This is a genomic window from Phocaeicola faecicola, assembly GCF_013618865.1.
Lineage (GTDB): Bacteria > Bacteroidota > Bacteroidia > Bacteroidales > Bacteroidaceae > Phocaeicola > Phocaeicola faecicola.
This window is the reverse complement of sequence record NZ_JABSOE010000030.1, coordinates 1-19,916: the sequence shown is the minus strand read 5'-3', so window position 1 is coordinate 19,916 and position 19,916 is coordinate 1. Positions and strand designations below refer to the sequence as shown.

Here is a 19,916-nt window from a genome sequence, read left to right as displayed (position 1 = left end):
TTGATAAATTTTAGAAAGGGAGGGCTTGTCCGTGATGGATAGGCCCTCCCTTAATCATATATGTATTAACGCATATTCTATGCGCATATCTTTTTTTTATCCGTGTTTCTCAGTACTTGACCAGTCAAGCAGGAAGTCATATATACTCATTATCTGTATGCCGTTTTCGTCGCTCCACTGCTTGGTATGTTCTCCCACGATCAGCAGTTTGCGGAAAGAGTCATCTACAAGACGCAACGACCGTTTCTCCTGTTCCATCTTTTCTGCATCGGGCATACGCCACGCCGACTGGATGTAGATCCGCTCGCTCCCTTTGTTGCAGACAAAATCCACTTCCAATGTCACCCTCTGCTGCTTTCCTTCCGTATTCCTCACTCGATGATAGACGTTACCCACATCCACGAGCCATCCTCGCATACGCATCTCATTGTAGATGACGTTCTCCATGATATGTGTCGGCTCGCTCTGACGGAACGACAGAATAGCATTCCTCAGACCTACGTCCTGATAATAATACTTGGACAACGAACCTATGTATTTCCGTCCTTTGATGTCGAACCTTTCGGATTTTTCGATAAGGAAAGCATCCTGCATATATTCCAGATAAGCCGACACTGTCTTGTCGGTTATGCTCTGCACATTGCTTACGGACTTGAACGTATTGGCTATATTCAGTGCATTGACAGGTGCTCCTATACTGGATGCTACGGTCTTCGACAATTCTTCAAATTCAGGTCTCAGTTCTATGTTGTTCCGCTCGTAGATGTCACGTAGATATACCGTGCGATAAAGGCGACGCAGGAAATCAGCCTTCTTCTCATCCCCAACCTGTGTAAGTAGTTGCGGCAAACCTCCGTACAGTCTGTATTCAGCCCAACCGTCTTCTTTCGAACCATCATACACCGTCATGAACTCCTTGAAGGATAGTGGCCACACATGTATCTCGTCACCTCTGCCTCGGAATTCCGTCACCAGGTCAGAGGACAGGAAACGCGAGTTGGAGCCTGTGACATACACATCCGCCCCTTCGGTAACTGACAAGGAAGAGAGCACCTCTACAAAGTCTTCCACCTCCTGCACCTCGTCGATGATGATATAATAAGTCTCATAGTCAATCATCATCTTTTCCACCCAGTCCAACAGGTAGTCCGGGTTCTTGAACTCTCTGTTCTTCCTACTCTCCATGTCGATGACGAGAATATGGTCTTCTCTCACGCCCTCATCCAATAGATGCTGATGAAAGAGTTTCTTCAGAAGGAACGACTTGCCTGAACGTCGCAATCCTGTGATTATCTTTATGAGCCCGTTGTTCTTTGAACGGCTCAACTGTTCTATGTATCTATATCTGTTTACTATCATATTTTACGAAAAACTGTCACTTGTGACACTTTTTCGGAGGCAAAGTTATATATTTTATCCTAAATCAAAGAAAGAAATAAAGAAAAATGCACTAAAAATCAATGATTTTCCTGTTTTGTAGTGTCTATTCCACTTGCCGATGCCCATTTTTCTTTGCAAAGTTACTGCCCGGGCGAATGGTCAAGTACCGCCATGCTAACAGGCAGAGGACTGAACGACAGCTTTCCGCAAATCAAAGATTTGGGTATTTCATTAACTCCTCCGTCTGTTTTCTTGCCTTATCGCCCTCATTCCGCAGTCTTTTGATGCACGAAAAATCAGTTCCCGACAAGAGGAGCCGAAAGGCTTCAAAAGGAGGGAAGAAAAACAAGTTGAACAAATAATTTCTTTGCGTATGGAATTACACAGATTATCAGAAAACGAGCAGGCATTTGTCGAGTGCTTCTCACGGTTCGTAAACGGTCAGATGGGGTCAGCCGCCAAGGTAGGCAATGCCCTTGCAGATGACCATCGCTATCTTATCAACGAAAAGGGCAAGGTGGTGTTTGCCTTCTTGGAACGCCTTGCCAACGACTATCAAAAAGGTCGTTATGACCAGCGTGACGAGTGGGTGTGCCGATTGGCAGCAGAGGCCATCGAACACCTTGTAGAGAACAGAATGTATTACAGAACACTTAACAACGATTGACTATGGCAAGCAGATTGATTACACCCGTATTGGAGGAGATACTGAAATCCTATCCTCTGTATTCACAGGACGGCAAAGGCAAGGATGCCGTTTGTGTGGCAATATTCTTCATCGGACACGTCCGTTGGTTCGTACTTGAAGGACAGCCGGAAGGTAACGACACCACGTTGTTCACCATCGTATGCGGTCTGCATGAAACGGAGTATGGCTATACCTCCGTCAATGAAATGGAGAGCGTAAAGGTGGATGGCTCCAAATATGGAGTGGACGAGATATTTCAAGTGGAGCAGTTGGACGGCTTCAAGCCGGTGAAACTGAAGAGCATTCCAGACGAGGATTTACAAGCATTCCTTCATAATATGGAATGACCCCAAATTAAATCAGCCGCAGGGACATTACTCCTTGCGGCTGACTATTGTTAGTACCTACTATGAGTAGTAAAGCCTACGATTAGTATATACTACGATACTACTCTCATCTTCGGAAAGCGGACTTGGCAACGTGCTCCTCTTGTACCTCTTCCTTCTGGTACTCCTCCATGTCAAGCAGTTGCTCATACGCAGAGCTGATGTTTGCGTCCATAGAATGGTTGTGGCTGAAAGGGAAGGTATGCTTCACAGAGAGTCCTGCATTGGTCACAGTCCCCACATCCAGGCTATCCTTATCCTTGTTATATTGCAGGTTCAGCAAACCACCATTCGGCATTTGGAATATCGGCATTTTTCGCTGCGCCAATTCCGAAAACTCTTCGGCGGTCATCTCCCTCGCCACAGCCTTCACGTCCTCACTGGCACGTCCTATGCCATAGCGAGTGATATGGTCACGCACTTCTTGCTCCGTATGCTTCAGGAACACCTCATACGTACCGCCGACACTCCCGTTATAGACCACTGCAAAGTCCTTGTCCTCTATTAGCAGGTCATCGCCTCTGTTCTGGCACGGCTTCCTGTAGGTCTGCTCCTCGTCCATGCCGTTCCCGTCATAGTATTCCTTGGCAAGCGTCAGCAGTCCTTGATAGTCACCTTTCTCCTTTAGCTTATCCAGTTCCGATGTGTCATCCGTTGATTGGAGATAGGCGATGGAGGCATAATAGACGTTTTCTTTCGATTGTGAAGGCTCTGTCAGGCTTTTGTACTGGGCAAAAGCCTCCTGATAATTGGTGTCAAGGTCTTTGCCGTGGTCGTAAGGAACAGAGAGTTTCACTTCCAGACCGTTACTCGTCGGCACAGCAATCTTTACAGAGTCCTCCTTCTCATGATGCTGGATATATACAGCAGAACCATTATATGCCAAGACTGCATGGTCGCCGTCATCTATGGATAGATAACTTTTCCCTTGCCCGTTTTCCTGCTCAGCCTTTTTCTCCTGGTCTATCTCCATAGCAATCTTGTCGATATGCTGCGTGAGCATTGAGGTAGCTTTTTTCACATCGAGTAGCGTGGTCTTGATGAACTGCGGCGACTCCTTCAGCGAATCCAGCCAAGACTTCAAATAGGCAGCCGAATCTCCTTTCAGATGCTTTGTCATGCCATACCGCTGAGCGGTCAGCGCAGCCGTCAGTTCTGCCACCAGTTCCTCGCGTGCATACTCTGCCGAGCCGAAGGTAGCGGGCTTGATGCGGTCTAACTGTCCCTCCGCACCCGTGGAGTGTCCCATCTCGTGGAAAAGGTTCGAGTAGAAAGACTCCCCATCCTTGAACTGCCTTTTCTCAGGCATCACAATCTCATTCTTGCTGATGGAGAAATAGGCGGAATCACCGAACATCGGTTTGATGGGACATATCCAACGGTTGTCCGCTATCATCCTATCCACGGGTTCAAAGGCAAACTGCTCGTCCTTCTCTACCTTGGGCATCGAGTATTCCTGTTCCAGTTTCTCCCAAAACTCTGGTCTGACCTCCTTCAGGTTGGTCTGCGCCACATTGAAGACATGGTAAGTCTGAAGCTTTGGATATACATTGTACTTTTCGCGCTCTTCCTGAGAGAGCAGTTTGTAGTCCTCCCACTTGATGTGTTCCTTTGTTTCCTTATTGACCACCGTAAACGTGGTGAGCATCACGGGGAAAGAATGCTCACCTTTCAGTACTGACACACGGGGCTTCTGTTCCTCGTCTTTCTTGCCAGTTTTGTTAAACTGCTGTATGCGGTCGAAGGTACAGAAGCGAGGAATCTTGTAACCCTCCTTCTCGCAATGCAGGAGCAACATCATAGCGTTCATGCCATTATATTCTCGTCCGTTCAGGTTTTTCGGCCATTGCAACGCACCTTCAGTAAACCAGGGCTTTTTCCATCCGTCTTTGCCCGACAGCGACTGAATACGCTCAATCATCATATCGGCAAACAGGTCGAGTGCCTTGTCTTCGGCACTCGGACCTTCCTTAGCATAAGGCTTTCCCATAGTCAATTAACCATTATAGGGCTGCGGAACATATTCGCTCATTTCAGACACTCGGCAGGAGAAGTCCAGTTTGTCATTGAAGACACTGACAGACAATGCCCCTTTGATGTTCGCTTTCACGCCTGGTTGCAGCCATGCCTCGCATTTGCCATCGAATAGGAAGAAACTTACCCAGATGTATTCAAATCCGTCCTGTACTTTCTCTGCGCTGAAAGCGGAGAACTGGCAGTACGGCACACCATTCTTGTCCGTCTTGTCCTCAATGCTCTTGCCCACCTTGCCGCGGAACTCCATCACGCCCTTGATGCAGTCCTCTGCCTCGTCAGGCTGGTGGCTGATGCTGCTTGCCGACAGGTTGAAATAAAGGACATCGCCCCATTTTCTTGGTACCAATACACCGGCTACCTCAATGCGTTCGCCGATGTTGCAGCTGCCCACCTCCGTCAGTGTCCCATCTTTGATGACCGACACCTCGATGGTCTTGTTAATCCCGCTCTTCGCTGGAATGACTACGTTCATGGCAAAGCTCACGAATGCCTTGCCCTCCTTGTTCGTGCGGCAGGTCGCAGCCTTGCTGACCGTTCCGCACACTGTTACATTACATTTGATCATTGCTCGATACTATTTGAATTATACATATCCATCGTCCAAGTGAAATGTCTTAGCAATGACAATAATCTCTTTTCAATCATCATATACTAGCGCACGTATCAGTTCATAGACTATCCACGCTGCTATGATAAGTTGGAAGCCGAGATAGATGATGGCCACGGTCTGACCGAAAAGCCATTGGGTAAGCATGAAGTGTCCTGCCACAGCTACCATACCCACCAGCAATGTACACAGATGACTTGCTATCCTTTTCATTTCCTTTGCAGATTTTGTTGTTGACTCTCAGCCTCCATCCCTTGCTCGAAGTTCTGCGAAGCCTGCTGTGTCGCCACGATGCCTGTCACCATTCCCGCAATCTTCGTCCGTTTGCTTTCTTCCGACAGATTGGCATTGCCCAAAATGAGCGACAGGCGGTTCATCTCCGAGGAGGTCAGTTCACGGTCAATCTTCACCGTACCGCTCTCTGCATGAAGCACAGTCTTGCCGTTCTCACCCACAGTAATGGTGCATTGCCTCATGCCTGGAACAAGCGAGGTCAAATCTACGAGCCGGTTGGCTGCCATGGCAGAGATAAGTCCTTTTTGTCGTTCCTCATCATTGCTGTCAATCTGCGCTGCCAACATCATCAGCGACATGAAGGTGGTCATCGCCATGTCGAGTATAGGGTCATTCGTTCCCGAAATGCCCACGCCGCTGTCCTCCGAGGAAAGGATTTTCTTCATCCAGTCCTCCGACGAAACCTTCTGCTCCTGTGGCGCATTGCTCTTGTATTTTGCCAACAGGTCATTGCCGTTATGCAGGGCCTGTAGCTTGATGTTGCCTTTCTGTCCGATTTCTGCCAGATAAGCGGCTGGATCCATATCCCTTTTTGAGCCGTCAGCCGATACACTCTTCACTCCGAAATGCAGATGCTCGCCAGTGGTTCTGGTGCCGGTATTTCCCGACACCCCCAACTTCTGACTGGCATTAACCACGTCACCTACCTTTACTGCTATGTCAGACAGATGCAGGTAGGAGCATTGCACCTTGCTGCCATCCTCACGGCTGTATTCCACGGTGACGGATTTCCCTCCTGCCGTGTTCGCATTATGGTTCACCGCCACCACCTTGCCGCCGTTCTCCGTGGCCAACACCGCCTCATGGTTCGTCTTGATGTCAATGCCCTTGTGCATCTGCTGCTTGGTGGCATCCATCGGATCCTGGCGATTGCCGAAAGGCGAGGTGATGAAGAGAAACTCCTCTCGCTCCACAGGAAAGGAATACCCGGCAGACTGCGGTACATGGGCAGCAGGCATTTCTCTACGAGGATTATTCTCCACCCCGAACGACCGACCTTCTGCCCGCATCTCAGCCATCACCTCACTGTCATACTTGTCCAGTCCGTTGGCTTCAATGATGCGCTGCAGACTTGCAGCATAACCGCCGCCCGTGGCATAGCCGGCACGCTCAATGCCCTTCGTCCATCCCTTGTAGTCGTCAGGCGACAGCGTGAAGCACTGCGCATAACGCTTGTTCTGCTTCAGGAACTGCGAGTGATGCTCATAACTGTCACCCACGCTTTTGTACTTACAGAATTTCTCGTTGGGCCTATCATCCGTATAGACTCCATACTCTCCGCCATTCTTCAACCACGATGCCGTAGCCTTGATGCCAAAGTGGTTGTTGCATTCGCGCGACAGTTGGCTCTGTCCGTTGCTGCTCTCCAGTATGGCTTGCGCCAAGATGACGGAGGCAGGAATCCCATACATCCGCATCTGTTCTTTGGCTTCCTCCGCATATTGTGCGGCATACGCTGCGTTCTTTCCCATAAGCCTATCTCCTTAGACTGGTGTGTTGTTCTGTTTCTTGACTTTCCTGTGCCATCTGCTTTCCTGTCTCTTTTCCAGGTGACACCATCTCCGTAATTCCACGCTTCGATGATGTTGTCTGCTTCGGCATTTCCAACTGGTCACAGATGGCCACCCGTTCACCAGCACGAATGAGCTTCGGCAGATAGGTGTCGAGGGCATGATATGGGAATCCTGCCATTGCCAACGGCTTGCCTTCATCATCCTTGCGCCCATTGCTCTTTGTCAGCGTAATACCCAATATTTTGGATGCCTTCACCGCATCATCCTTGTAGGTCTCATAGAAGTCACCGCAGCGAAACAAAAGAATGGCATCAGGATGCTTCTTCTTCAAGTCAAGATATTGTTGGACAAGGGGAGAGACAGCAGCCTTGACAGCCTTTTCATCCTTCTTTTCTTCTTTCTTTTCCTCTTGTTTCTTCTCTTCCCTTTGTTCAGAGCTTTTATCTTCCTTAAGTACCACTTCCTTCTGTTCATCATGCTTATCGACAATTGCCGTCTCCGCTTGCTTCACCTCCGTCGCTTCTTCCTGCTTCTCTTGTGTACTTTGCTCGACATTGTTGTCTTTCTGCAATACATCAGCAAACAGCGAGGCGGCAAGGTTCTGCTTGTAGGAATCCCTGTCAGGAGCCACCCACAATCGTTGCCATTGTGACGGACTGACACTTCTCGGCTGCAACTTCTTGCCGTCAATAGTGGCTGCACACAGGCATTCGCCCGATTTGGCACGGAATACTGCCACACGCTGGATGCGGTTCAAATCAACCTCCTGCTCATTACCTCCGAAGATGTCCACCTTCAGGTCGGGTTTCGCCTCTGCCATAGCATAATACTTCTGTGCCAGTTCCTCACGCACACGCTCGATGTTGTCCATCGACTGCTTCAAGGTGGTGAAGAAATGATTGAGGTCTCCTTTGTCGGGATAGACGGCAAAGCCCTCCTTACCTTCGGGCTTGATGTACAATGCCCACCGCTCCTTGTCATCCTTTACCAACTGCACATTGTCGAAACCGATGTCACGGCTGTGGGTTACGGCCTCAGAAGCATCCAACGAGGATAGGTCTTCGATAGACCAGTTGCGCAGTCTTGATACCGTGATTTTCTTGTCGGCGAAATAACTGTCGTCGGGACGGAAGCCCAAGGCTCCGTCGGGATTGTAGAAACGCACGTTGTCATAACCCTCTTTCTGCAAGGCATTGGTGAAGCGTTGCTTGTTCATGCCCTTGATCTCGTTGTTCACCTCCAACGATGCACCCTGTGGCAGCACCACATCGGCGGTCTTGCTGGCATCATCACGCACGATGACCACAGTACGCTGCTCCTCGTTGGGATGCTGCTTGATTTCGTCTGCTACGAAGTAGTGGTTGGGCAACTGCACCTGTATCTGCGCCGTCTCTCGCTGATGCTGGTCGGTGGCATACTCCACCTTTTCACCCAGTTCGGCTTTCTTCAACACCTTCAGCGCACCGTTCACCTCACTCTCGATGGCATCAATCAGACAAGGGTCTTCCTTCAGTTCCCTCGTCCAATAGTCCACCATGCTAAGGCTGTCCTTTGACAGACGGGCAGGCAGTCCCAGTTCGAGCATCTTCACGCCCGAAGCTATCTCAGTGATGAGTCGTTCCTTCTTCACGGCATCCTCCGACGGGGCTTTGCCGTTCTTCATGACCATGCCCTCACGTGCCAACCGCTGCTGATGACCGGTGGCAGACACCAACTGACGCATCATCTCCTGTACATAGTCATTGTAGTGCTCGAAGTCACGCTGCCGTGGCAGGTAGATGACATCCTTCTCGGTGTCGTAGTGCGCCACACCCGTGCCGTCCTGACGTACATTCACGAGGTTGTCCTTCATCTTCTGAAGGAATCCGTTGACGCACCCATGCAGCTGCTTGTCCTCCTTGTCGCCATAACCTCTATCCTCCACCGTGCCATCCTTCTTCAATGCCGTAGTGTAGGCTGTTTCGTTAGCCATAGGCAGTAGCGTCTGGTCGATATTGAACAGCACACGGATCTCACGGTTTTTCACTCCCTTGTACTGCTGTTTGTCCTGTTCCGACAGTTCTGCGTATGCCTCCTTGGTGATGACATCGTCGGGATTGTTGCGGTTGACGTACTTATTCCAATTGTAATACAGGAACGGCACACCTTTCTCATGCTCCCTCACGCTCTCACCCCGTGCCTTCGCTTCGGAGAACTGCGTAAACAGATTGCTCTTGCAACCCTTGGCATCGGAGTCAAGGGCAAGGACAAGGGCATTGAACGGACTGACCGAAAAGCCCTTGGGATAGAGCTTCGGATAGAGTTTGCCGCTTGCATTCAACCAATGTCCCTTGGCATCCACCGCACTCGTCAGTGCCTCAGTGAGCAGCGACACCTGCTTCTCCGCCGTCCGCTTCTCAAATTCTGATTTCTCTTTCATGCTTTTATCTTTTTGTTTATCTCAATCACATTCTATAATTGGCTTACCAAGCCACCGTTCCCGACAATTTTGTTGTCGGGCTTCACTGTATTCCCCTCGGTCGCACCACGCTCTCCCGTGCCTGCTCTTCGTACTGCATTGCTGCCATCTGTCGCATCTGGTCGTTCTTGGCAAGTATGGCGTTAGCCAATGTATTCAGCGGCAATGCCCCCGACTGATGCGCCCCAATCACACTGTCAGGCAGTTGAATGGTACAAGGCACATGGTCAATGTTGGCAACGAGACACCGCCCTTGCAGCATCGGGTTGCTGATACGAGGATTGAGTGGTTCATCAGGATATTGGCGGTACTGAATGCGAGATGCAGCAGGACTAACTGTAGGTGCAATGCCTTCCTGCTGTTTCCTGCCCAGCACCTCATGTCCCGCTTTGTTGAGCAGATTGGCACCTCCCATACCCATCAACAGCATCTTCAGTATAGGATTCTTCACGAACATTCCAGCCACGATAGAGGCCAAAGGAAGGAGGCTATTGTCCATATTCAGCGATTTTGTCTTGCCAGTGAACAGTCCCACCAGTACATCGGGCAGCATCGCCAACACATAACCAAGGTTCTTGCCGATGTCTGAAAAGCCGTTCAGTCCAAAACTCTGCAACAGCCCGTCCCATCCATTTTCGTTTGTTTGTAAGGCTGTTTCCTCCTGCTGGACTACAGATGGTGTTGCCTCTTCAGTCGATGAATCAGGAGTTTCTTTCGGTTCTGCCTTCTTCTCCTTCTCAGCCTCTGCATCCAGTCTCGCCTTAACCTCCAGATACTCGTCTTCCTGTCCAGGCGCAACTATCAAGGGCACATCCTTGTACTTGCCTGTACGTTTGGTTGCTTCGTTTCTCTGAGGGTCAAGGAACGTACCTTTGTTCCAAGGAAAAGAGGTCTGCTCGGTTTGTTTCGTCCAATCCATAAAAGTGATATTGCTCGTGGGAATCTTGTTCTTGAAATGGCTGTTGGTAGCCTTGATATAGCTGTTCTCGTGGTTCTTGATGACTTTTGCCTGTTTGCGGAATGAGGCGAAGACGTTGGTGCCCGTACCGAAAACTCCCTTGCTGATACACTCCTCGACACAGACCTCTTGGCTGCTACCTTTCTTGCTTAGGTGCTCCATGCCGACATTCATCACCATATCGATACCGACAAACTTGGCGAAGGTTGCCCATGAGCCAATCCCTCCCATGGCCACGACATCGGCACCCGCTCCGGCTGCCCATCCCGCTGCCTTCTCTGTTCGAGAGGGCTTATAGGCTGCCTCTCCTTTGGCTTCTATCTCTGCGGCAAGGGGTGACTTGTTCAGTTCGTAGGGCAGACCGAACAGACTGCTTTGTGCCGCCTTGCGGATGATATAGTCGGCAGAAGATGTTGGCATACGGTCTTTCACCATTTTTTCTATCATCAGCTGCTCCATGCGGTGATCGATATAGGCGTATGCCAAATCACAACCGAGTTGTTTAGAGAGTGCATCGTACCGCTCTCGTCCTATCTCCGTCACCACCGCCTTGCGCCATTCCTCAGCCATCACGGCAAGGTCACGCTGCATATCCTTGTTGCCGACAATAGCCTCCTTGCACATCGCCAGATAGTCTTCGGTGGTCTTGCTGTTCCACTTGCCTGTAATCTTCAGCGTGGCGTATGGGTCATCACCAGGCATATTGGCAGTGGCCAATGAGCGTAGGATGCCAGCCGTACTGTTGGAGTAGGCTCGCATCTCGTCTGCCTGTCTGTTGGACAAGTCCCGTTGCACCCTGCCCATCACGGGGGCAAGGTGACACCCGAAGTAGTCGCCCATCAGACGCTCTATCTCTGCGAATCGCTGACTGTTCTTAACTGCCATATACCTTGTTTATATATTATACTGCTGTAATATCTGTTCCTTTGTCTGCTCGATGGCATTGTGATATATCTCCATCTGCTTAGGATAATGTTCCTCCAACCATGCGTCCTTGTCCACTTGGCAGTGGATGAACTGCACGGCCATACGTTCCTCAATCTCCACGGAGGGTTCCCCCTCTTCCTTACCATTGAACCATGCCTTTGTCCACCATCTCACGCCAGCCCGGTCGGGATAGACGCTCACTATCCTCGGAATGTCGAAGCTCTGGATATCCACGTCCAAGTCGGCAAGAGGGTCGATGATGCCGTCATGCGTCAGGGCTTGCTCTTGGAGTTTTTTTTTAACACCTCGTCCATCGTGGAGAGATATACCTGATGTCGCATGGCAAGATAGTTGAGAAAGTCGGCAATGAGCAGGTTCTGCACCTTAGTCGCCAAAGGCATACAGCGGTTGCCGATGCCCAAGGGATTAGCCATGCTCGGCATGGTCTCGTAGAAATAATGCTTGCTCGCTCCCAACGAGAAGATGTTTCTCAACGACTGCTCCGTATGTTCGGGCAGAGAGTATGCTCCTTGTTGAAGGTCCTCGAAGTAGGAGGGAAGGAAGCGGAGCATCAATGCCTCTATCTCCTGACGGTCGGTGTCGTAGGGTGAAGGGATGTTCATGTCCAGTTCATTGATGCCCATTTGGGAATTGTGCTCCAATGCCTTGATATTGCCGTAGAGCATGGTGAGGAACTCCAACGGATTGATTTCCTCTCCGTCAAACCTCACCTCCATGTGCAGCAGGTCGCCACTGATGGCGATGGTCTGACCGGCCTTGACGCTTTGGGAGAAGTTGGCGAAGACATTGGAGAGATGCCTGTAAGTCACTTCGTATTTGCCGTAGCGGATGGTCTGGTAGATGCCATGCTCCGCGTCCGACCCAATGGCAGAGACGGTTCCCGTTGCCACCGCCGACAGCAGGTAATGGTTCACTGAGAAGTCTATGCCGTGATGGAAGAATGTTTCTCCCGTCACGGGATTTTTCTGCTCTCCGTAACCCAAGGACATCTGCACGTCCTGCTTTATAGGCTCCTCAAACGGCATACAGTAGCCGCTCGATGAGCGCAGTATCATTTCTTCTGTATATCTCATATCACTGTATATTGGTTATCGTTTCATCCCTCTGCTTTGGGTCTCTGCTTCTTTCATGTTCTGCCCATGTGAAGACGTACCGCCTCTGTTAGGCAGAGTTTGCGCCACCTTAGAATTGTTCCCGATGATCATCGCTCCAAGCAGGGCACCCGCAATCTTGCTCATCCAACCAAAGCGTCCGAATACCATGAAGGCGGCAGCCACCAGTCCGACGATGCTCATACCCGACACGTTGCCCTTGCCGATATTGCCAAAGAGATTGCCTATCATGTCGCATCCTACGCCTCCGAACATATTCCTAAAGAAATCACTGATGCCGCTGAACTGGGTGTCCATCTTTCCGGCTACAGTGTTCACCGCATCAACGGCTTCACCAGCCTTGCCCGTCAGACGTTGCACATCGTTGGCGGTTTGTGCCACCGCTTCCGTGGCATTCTCGCCGATGACAGCATCACCTACGATGCGTGCCACGCTCTTGTCTGTGGTCAGCTTCTCCCATGTCACATAGCCTGCGGCACTACCCACTGCGGCCGTCTGCATAGCCTTGCCGGCTCCCATAAGGGTGCGTTGCGGGTGGAGTGCCGCACTGCCTAAGGTCTTTCCAGTTACTCCGATGACATGGCCAGTACCTCGTGCCGCCTTGCCACCATATTTCAATAATGAACTCCAAAATCCCATATCTTATCGTTTTTTAATCACGGTTTGACTTCGTCTTCTTCTGTCACGACTCGGCATAGCTCGAACAAGTTCGGCTCTGCTCTCGCTGCTCCATCAGTTTACGTTCTTGCCCACCTGCTTCCACCGCCTCTTGGCAGCCGCTGCTATCTCGGCTTTGTTCGCTTTGGTGGGTCTTGCCCCTTCGTCTATCTCCATCCAAACATCGCCCATGGTGGTGTATTTCACCGCCCTCGTCAGTCGCTTCAACTGCTTGTTCATCTTCTTCAGTTTGGGTCGGATGCCGAAGACTATCTCCACACGCTCCTTCTCGGTCATCTTGTTGCCCGACAGGCATACCGTGCGTATGTCATTAACTATCTCGATGCTGTTCATAATCAGCTCGCGGTATATCTTGTTGCGCTTGGCTGACAGGGCTACGGCAAGTCCGTTGGCAGGATGGGCATCCAACTGCGCCACCAATCCACCCATATTGTCCACCAACTGACCTATCTCGTGATAGAAACCATATATCTGTGCGGCATAGCTGACGATGGAACGGAAGGAGTCCAGATAGTTGTTGAACTCCCGCTGCAGGTCGGTAGTGGCTTCCACTTCCTCCTTGGTCCAGATATGGCCGGTGGATTGTAGCAGCATCACTTTCTCCTGATTCTTCAGTTCTTTCTCCGCCTTGTTGGTGTACATCAGAATCATCCCCGCAAGAGTCGGGTCGTTCTGCGCCCGCACTCCTGCAAAAGATGATACAAACATAAAAATGGCAATTGATATGAAATACTTCATGACTGATTCCTTTATCGTTAATCACTGATGGTCATACGTCCTGCTCTGCGCCATCTGCTAAGGGCTTGGGTGGCTATCTCTCCATTGCTTCGGTCTATCATCCCTGCCGTCACGCCGTTCCACACATCGGTCATGGTGTAATATCGTATAGACAGATAAAGACGATGCAGCTTCTTGCTGAAGGCACTCAGCTTGTCGTTCAGTGCCCACAGCGTCTTGCTCCTTTCCGCACCAGTCAGCATGTTCTCTTTGCCTCCTTTGGCGACTGCATCTTTCAGCAGTGTGAAGACGGACACCAATTCCGTGGCGGTCTCCATATACAGGTTGTTCATCGAGAGGGTGGCAACGATGCCTTGCGGATTATTGTTGATGGCCTTGCGCATCTTACACAAGGTGATGAATATCTTCACTCCATCGTCGTACAGATAGGTACAGGCTTTGAGGGAAGAGGCATAACCACTGGCGGTTTTCAGATAACTGTTGTACTTCTTCTCCCATTCGTGTATCTTGGTGAACTCTGCGGCGATGGTATTCTGCAACAGGGCAGTCTTGGTCTGACCTTTGATTTCCTTCTCTATCTCACCGTTGATGGCTTCGTTGCCCTCTGCTAATGCCATCCATTCCAAAGGGTTGGCAGTCACAATCTGTGCATGGGCTGACGGCACGCTCAGTACCAATGCCACGACAATGAACCAAATCTTATCTATTCGTAATCTCATATACGCCCTTTCTTCGTTTGTTCGTTTCTACTCTTGTTCGTATCACACTCACCACGTCATAGCTGTTGCTGATGCCGGTCATTTCCAGTTTCGGTGTCGTTCTATCCATCGACAACACGGTCACGCTTTTCAGTCCGCATAACTGTTGTATCAATGTCTGATGCTCGGCAAAGTCCACCACTCGGTACAACTCCATGTAGTTCACGCTCCGCTGAAACACTCCGTGCTCACAGATGAGTTGCTCGCTCCCGATATGGTAGCGGATACTCCTCAGATAGATGAATCGGTAGAGTAAACAGAGGGAGAACAGGAGGCTGAAGACAAGCAACAGGGTACTATATGCACAACCGGGCAATCCTCCGATTAGGAGCATTGCCACGCACAACAGCAACAGAGGCAGTTCGTTGATGAAAAACTGTCCGATGCTGGGGCACAAGGTGATGATGCTATTATCTTCTTGTCTCATACGCTTCTATGATATGTGTTCTTTTCTTCTTTTTCCCTTTGTTTCTCTGCCTTGCCGGCTGCGATAAACTCGGCATAGTCGAAGGTATCTGGTTCGCCCTTGGCAATCAGTTCTGCTGATTTCTTGTTGAGCAGCGCATCGTTCCAGTCCTTGTAGCAACCCAATGGATGATAGGCTTGCACATGCTCGTGACGGAAGCCCATCTCTGCTGCCACCTTCCTGAAGTTTGCAACAAACTGCCGCCCTGCATCGTCCTTGTCAAAACCCAAATAGTGCCGTGCGTTGGGAGTAACGGACAGAAGTCCTCGCATCTGTCCCTCGGTGGGTGTGCCGCCCGTAGATACATACACCATCTTTACAGGATTTATCTGATACTCTGCCATGGCATCGTAGGCACTCTCAAACCATACAATTTCGCTTGCTTTATCCAACGGCTCGCCCGTGAGGTTGGCAATCCACAGTCCTTCACTGCTGTTGCTTCCTTCTGCCTTGCCCTTGTAACCGCCGCTACCGTCCATCTTCGGTCGTCCTCGTTCCTCAAAGCCCACAGTCTTGTCGGGTGTCTTGGGCAGTACAAGCGGAAAGGCAAGGTTGGCAAAGGTAAGTCCATCCGTCCGATGCTTAGTAGCCAGACAGAAATGCCGATGAAAAGCATACTGCGTATAGAGGTCGATGCCTCGGAACTTAAAATAGGGATAAAACCTTTTCTGCGTTTCCCTGTCCTGCGGATTGAACTTGTGGATGTCGTAGTCATTCAGGTTGAATGGCTTTCCGTCCTTTCTTGGTTCTGTAATCTTCGATGGTCTGTCCTCTATGGGTTGGTTGAGCAGTCGGTTGCAGACGAGGTTGACGAGTCGGTCAGGAGACATTCCCACCTTGTTCTCTGAAAACATTTCTGGATGCTCCTTGATGAACGAAATGACATTATACACCTTCTGCTGCGGTGGTTGGAAGCAACATTTCCCATTCTGCGTGACAATGAACTTATCACCACGCACCCGTCTGCCCTCACTGTCAGTACGCACATACGACGGATAACGCAAGCCATCTCTCTTGTTCAGATGATACCCTGCGTCCACCAGTACTTCCTGTATGCTCAACCTGTCCAGAAAGTCATCGTATGTCAGTTCACTACTCATTATAAATTATAAATTGTAAATTATACATTGTTAATATCCTCTCCTTATCTCCGTGGCAACATGATTTGCTTCTGCCTCAAAGTACCTTGCCGCAATCTCCTGTGGCGAATCCACTCCCGGTTTGAAGTAAGGACGTGGACCGCCATGATGCTCTGCATAGAACTCCGGGGCTGGATGGTGATGATGGTGGCTTATGTCATGCGCCACCTCTGCTGTAACGACTGCTCCTGCCGTCAGAGCCGCCAATATCTTCGTGCCCAGTCCGGCGTTGGTTTCGGGGCGTGTCTTCATATCCACTTCACTGAAAACCTTGGAGAAGAGTTTCATGCGATGGTAGTCATCCACCGCCAAGAACTTGTCGTAGTCCTTCTGCTTGATTTCGTGCGTGATGGCTTCTCCATTGATAATGGCGGTCATGCGATACTTATCTTCGCCTTTCTTATCTCCCTCCATCGGAGGCACTTTCTCCACCATGATGTCACCGACTTTCACTTCACGCCCATGCGCTCCCTCACGATACCAACCCTTGTTCTCATTAATCAAGGCAAGGTCTTCACCTCTCACCATGGCATCGCCTTGCAACACGTCACGTCTGACAGTCTCGTCCTCTTCCAACGGAAGCAACCGTTCCTCGTCTTGTTGCTGACGCTGCTGCAACTCCTGTTCAAGTTCGGGATGCAGATGCAGGTCGATGCGCTCCTTGCTATTCAGTGTGTCCATCAGGATTTTGTCAGCAAAGTCGTCCTTGATGATGCCATTCAGCAGTTCCAAGCGTTGAACGACGGGCACTTCCTTGATGGAGTTGGAGGTGAGTTTCTTCAGTTCCTCATCTGTCAGGTCATACACCATGTCGGCATTGACGCTGTTCGACTGAATGGTCAGCGTCTTCGCATTCTCATCAATGATGATGCCATGCGATGCCAGACACTCCTGCCACTTCTCATTGGTGAAATAGACAGGCGAGGTAATCAGTTCCTTATAAGGCTTGGCTGGCTCCGTGCTTCTCGTGCGGCTGATGGAAGGCATTATGATTCCCTCCAAATCTTTCAGCACATCCTGTTGCTGAGGGCTATAACTCTGTTGCTGTCCCTTATAATAGAACCCATAACCGCCGCTCTGCAATTCGCCAGGCTTCATTCTGCCGTCCCAACGTTCAGGCACAATCGGGGCTTCGGGGAAGAACAATCGTCCTCCAACTCTGCGAAGATGGAATCCCTCCTGACTGCGTGGTGTCCAACCTAAAAAGGGTGGTGGCATATCGATGCGCCCCATCCGTCCATACTCGCCGATACCAACACGATAGCCGTGCAGCCCCATAGCTACACGACCGTTGGCATTGCGTGCATGAACGAAGTTCTTGGGCATATAGAAGTCGTTGCCCACAATGCCCGTAAAGGTATTGTAGGCTAACTTGTTGGCATGATTCGTACCCCAGTCGGTCAGAGCCAACATCTGCTTCTCGGTGATGTTATAGGTAAGCAGCGGACTGTCATGCCCTTGCACCACAAGCTGATAGCCGCTGCCATTACTCACCACATGAGCCTGCATACCATTGCGCATGAGCAAGTCACGCATCTCTGGTTGCAGGTCCATCTGTTGGGGATTCGTATTCTTTCTTATCGCCATACTTATTCTTCACTCTTCATTCTTCACTCTTCATTTATCATGCTTCACCGTTCTCTATTGCCTTCTCCAGTTCCTCATCTTTGTGATGGACAAACTGCTCCGCACTCTCTTCACAAATGCAGAGTCCGTTGTTCAGACAATAGCTCTCATATTCTTCCTGCCATTCAGCAGAATGATGGTTGACATACTCCAACCAACCGTACTCGCCGCTCTGTATCTTCTCGACGAGCACATCCTCTGGATAATATTTATTTGATGCCATATACTTATTATATTATGTGTAGATTATTTGTGCATGGAAAAAGAGGCGCGGTTGCGCTCTCCATTCTTCTTCTGCTCATTCCAAAGTTCTTCCGTGTATTCCTCTTCAGGCACATAGTCAAGATTACCGTCATCGCCCATTACCCAACAGCCATAGCACCCGAAGGTGTATTTGTCCCACTCTCGCTTGGTGTTCTCCTTCCACTTCTGACTGTCGCCTTGATTAATCCTTATGCCGGTCTTATCGTTCAGGTCAATACCCACCGTCACCTGTTCGTCCTCCATGATGAGCGTGAGCGGCTCACCCTTCTGCATCACGGTCAGTTCTGCCGAACTCAGTTTCAGTTCATCCTTCAGCACCTCCAAGTTGCGCCCGATGACAGGCGTAGGTACCGACATCACCTGATTGGTCTCCGTGTCAATCTGCACGAAAGCCTTGCTGCTCCTGCCATCAGCATCCTTAACATCGGCAAGGATAGCCTTTCCAGCCAGCAAGTCCTCCTGCTGTTCCTGAGTAAAAGCCTCCAATGGTGATTTCTCCAACTGCGGATAGAAGACCACATCCACCTTGCCGTCCTCCATACGGACCAACGCAAATCGGGTGCGGCTCTTCAATGTCTCGCCCTCATCATTATTCACCTGAATGGGCAGCAACGGTGAACGTCGTCCCTGACCAATATCTTCCAACGCCCACATGGGCAGGTCTTCAATCTTCTCTTGTGTGAGACCAAAACGAGCCAGTGTCTGATAAGGCACCTCGCTCTCTTCAAATCGTACTTGCTTCATACTTTAACTTTGAATTTGAAATTAAACTCATGCAAAGTTATATACCTATTCAGAGACAAGCAGAATTGCATAAGATAATGCGTGTTATTTTTGACGATTATTATTATTTGAGTTTGATTTCTGCTCAAAAATCAAACTCGATTGCTATATTATGTTACAATCTTCTTGTCTTCCCTTTGTTCTTTATGCCAGTCAAAGAATTGCTTGTTACTTTTGCACCATGAAACGATTTCTACTCATCACAATAGCAGCAATATTCTGTTCATCAGCAACAGTATGCGCTCAGTTCAATACCGTCACACAGACTAAGGTACACCGCAAGGCTGTGCCAAAAACGACGCAGTCCGCAACATCCGAACAACTGCCTCCGTGCTCGCCGCATCAGCGGCGAGACTCTCTTGCCTTTGCCCCATTACAAACCCAAACGGAGCAGACCGACCGCCACACGGCACTTGTCAGTCCACTCCGTCATATCTCTGTCACCAGCCCTTTCGGCTACCGCAGAGACCCATTTACAAAAAGAAAAGCCCTACACAACGGGCTTGATTTGAAGGCAAATTACGAACCCACATACGCCATGATGCACGGCGAGGTCATCAAGGTAGGCAAGGACAAACGTTCAGGCCTCTATGTCACCCTCCGTCACGGCGACTTCACCGTCAGCTATTGCCACCTCTCCCAAACTCTCGTCACCAAAGGCACCCACGTCCGTCCCGGCATCATCATCGCGCTGACAGGCAACAGTGGTCGCAGTACTGGTCCCCACCTGCACCTCACACTCAAAGACACAAAAAAAGGACGAGCCATCGACCCGTCCATTCTTCTCAATCTTATCAAGCATCCACTCTAATAGAACGCCTTGTCTTTTGTCGTTCACATCACCCCTTCCGCATTGCAATAATGTCTTAAATATCTAATCCTCAACAATTTCTATTCTTGAAAAACAAGTGTTTTATTCACGAATATAATATGATTTCGTGAAAGATGTCATAAGGTAAGTTTCCAATTTTAGGGTGTCCCCTTTTAGACGGGCGCCAGCAGGCACCCGTCTAAAAAAGAGTCCACAAATTTAACGATTATTATTTGCATATTGTCATGGGAAGAAGGTTTTCGTAATCCGT

At 49.9% G+C, this 19,916-nt stretch carries 20 protein-coding genes; 3 read left to right on the top strand and 17 right to left on the bottom strand.

All coding sequences use genetic code 11. The annotated features are described in order from the left end of the window. Positions 1–96 precede the first annotated feature (96 nt). Positions 97–1,359 (bottom strand): ATP-binding protein, encoded by a 1,263-nt coding sequence (locus H3001_RS09690; protein WP_005816273.1) that lies wholly within the window; start codon positions 1,357–1,359, stop codon positions 97–99. A 394-nt stretch (positions 1,360–1,753) separates the two neighbouring features. Here H3001_RS09690 and H3001_RS09685 point away from each other — a divergent pair, with 394 nt between their 5' ends. Together H3001_RS09685 and H3001_RS09680 are read left to right on the top strand one after the other, a co-directional pair. Continuing rightward, entirely contained in the window at positions 1,754–2,047 is a 294-nt protein-coding gene (locus H3001_RS09685) for a hypothetical protein (protein ID WP_005816271.1), read from the top strand. A gap of 2 nt (positions 2,048–2,049) precedes the next feature. Next, positions 2,050–2,415 carry a DUF2958 domain-containing protein gene (locus H3001_RS09680; protein ID WP_005816269.1) on the top strand — a complete coding sequence of 122 codons (366 nt, stop codon included), beginning with the start codon at positions 2,050–2,052 and terminating at the stop codon, positions 2,413–2,415. Positions 2,416–2,521: 106 nt separating this feature from the next. Here H3001_RS09680 and H3001_RS09675 read toward each other — a convergent pair whose 3' ends face one another. The 16 genes from H3001_RS09675 to H3001_RS09600 all read right to left on the bottom strand — a co-directional run bounded on the left by H3001_RS09675 (position 2,522) and on the right by H3001_RS09600 (position 18,795). Further along, positions 2,522–4,444: a zincin-like metallopeptidase domain-containing protein gene (locus H3001_RS09675; protein ID WP_005816267.1), complete on the bottom strand. Its 1,923-nt coding sequence runs from the start codon at positions 4,442–4,444 to the stop codon at positions 2,522–2,524. A gap of 6 nt (positions 4,445–4,450) precedes the next feature. Then, complete coding sequence (locus H3001_RS09670) at positions 4,451–5,056, bottom strand: hypothetical protein (RefSeq protein ID WP_005816265.1); 606 nt, start codon at positions 5,054–5,056, stop codon at positions 4,451–4,453. Positions 5,057–5,128: 72 nt separating this feature from the next. Then, positions 5,129–5,311: a hypothetical protein gene (locus tag H3001_RS09665; protein WP_005816263.1), complete on the bottom strand. Its 183-nt coding sequence runs from the start codon at positions 5,309–5,311 to the stop codon at positions 5,129–5,131. Next, positions 5,308–6,864 carry a glucosaminidase domain-containing protein gene (locus H3001_RS09660; RefSeq protein WP_005816260.1) on the bottom strand — a complete coding sequence of 519 codons (1,557 nt, stop codon included), beginning with the start codon at positions 6,862–6,864 and terminating at the stop codon, positions 5,308–5,310. Before H3001_RS09660 ends, H3001_RS09665 begins: the two co-directional genes overlap by 4 nt. A gap of 4 nt (positions 6,865–6,868) precedes the next feature. Next, entirely contained in the window at positions 6,869–9,325 is a 2,457-nt protein-coding gene (locus tag H3001_RS09655; RefSeq protein ID WP_005816257.1) for a MutS N-terminal domain-containing protein, read from the bottom strand. 82 nt (positions 9,326–9,407) lie between these two features. Continuing rightward, positions 9,408–11,207: a hypothetical protein gene (locus tag H3001_RS09650; protein ID WP_005816255.1), complete on the bottom strand. Its 1,800-nt coding sequence runs from the start codon at positions 11,205–11,207 to the stop codon at positions 9,408–9,410. A gap of 9 nt (positions 11,208–11,216) precedes the next feature. Next, positions 11,217–11,489, bottom strand: coding sequence for a hypothetical protein (locus H3001_RS09645; RefSeq protein ID WP_007897422.1), 273 nt, complete (start codon positions 11,487–11,489; stop codon positions 11,217–11,219). Between the two features lie 32 nt (positions 11,490–11,521). After that, complete coding sequence (locus H3001_RS09640) at positions 11,522–12,343, bottom strand: M23 family metallopeptidase (protein ID WP_005816253.1); 822 nt, start codon at positions 12,341–12,343, stop codon at positions 11,522–11,524. Between the two features lie 15 nt (positions 12,344–12,358). Next, the gene (locus H3001_RS09635) at positions 12,359–13,021 is read right to left on the bottom strand and encodes a hypothetical protein (protein ID WP_005816251.1); all 663 of its coding nucleotides are present in this window, start codon (positions 13,019–13,021) and stop codon (positions 12,359–12,361) included. Between the two features lie 93 nt (positions 13,022–13,114). Next, complete coding sequence (locus tag H3001_RS09630) at positions 13,115–13,798, bottom strand: hypothetical protein (protein WP_146265012.1); 684 nt, start codon at positions 13,796–13,798, stop codon at positions 13,115–13,117. 17 nt (positions 13,799–13,815) lie between these two features. Continuing rightward, a complete protein-coding gene (locus tag H3001_RS09625; RefSeq protein WP_005816246.1) occupies positions 13,816–14,517 on the bottom strand; it encodes a hypothetical protein in 702 nt (233 codons plus the stop codon). Next, positions 14,498–14,983: a PH domain-containing protein gene (locus H3001_RS09620; RefSeq protein WP_005816244.1), complete on the bottom strand. Its 486-nt coding sequence runs from the start codon at positions 14,981–14,983 to the stop codon at positions 14,498–14,500. Before H3001_RS09620 ends, H3001_RS09625 begins: the two co-directional genes overlap by 20 nt. After that, positions 14,980–16,122, bottom strand: a complete 1,143-nt coding sequence (locus tag H3001_RS09615) for a toprim domain-containing protein (protein ID WP_005816242.1) — start codon at positions 16,120–16,122, stop codon at positions 14,980–14,982. The genes H3001_RS09620 and H3001_RS09615 overlap by 4 nt, the downstream gene beginning before the upstream one ends. A gap of 30 nt (positions 16,123–16,152) precedes the next feature. After that, positions 16,153–17,748, bottom strand: a complete 1,596-nt coding sequence (locus H3001_RS09610; RefSeq protein ID WP_005816239.1) for a hypothetical protein — start codon at positions 17,746–17,748, stop codon at positions 16,153–16,155. A 37-nt stretch (positions 17,749–17,785) separates the two neighbouring features. After that, the gene (locus H3001_RS09605; RefSeq protein ID WP_005816237.1) at positions 17,786–18,010 is read right to left on the bottom strand and encodes a hypothetical protein; all 225 of its coding nucleotides are present in this window, start codon (positions 18,008–18,010) and stop codon (positions 17,786–17,788) included. A 23-nt stretch (positions 18,011–18,033) separates the two neighbouring features. After that, positions 18,034–18,795: a DUF4099 domain-containing protein gene (locus tag H3001_RS09600; protein ID WP_005816235.1), complete on the bottom strand. Its 762-nt coding sequence runs from the start codon at positions 18,793–18,795 to the stop codon at positions 18,034–18,036. A gap of 220 nt (positions 18,796–19,015) precedes the next feature. Between H3001_RS09600 and H3001_RS09595 the strand changes: the two genes are divergently transcribed. Then, positions 19,016–19,645 (top strand): M23 family metallopeptidase, encoded by a 630-nt coding sequence (locus tag H3001_RS09595; RefSeq protein WP_007837448.1) that lies wholly within the window; start codon positions 19,016–19,018, stop codon positions 19,643–19,645. Positions 19,646–19,916 lie beyond the last annotated feature (271 nt).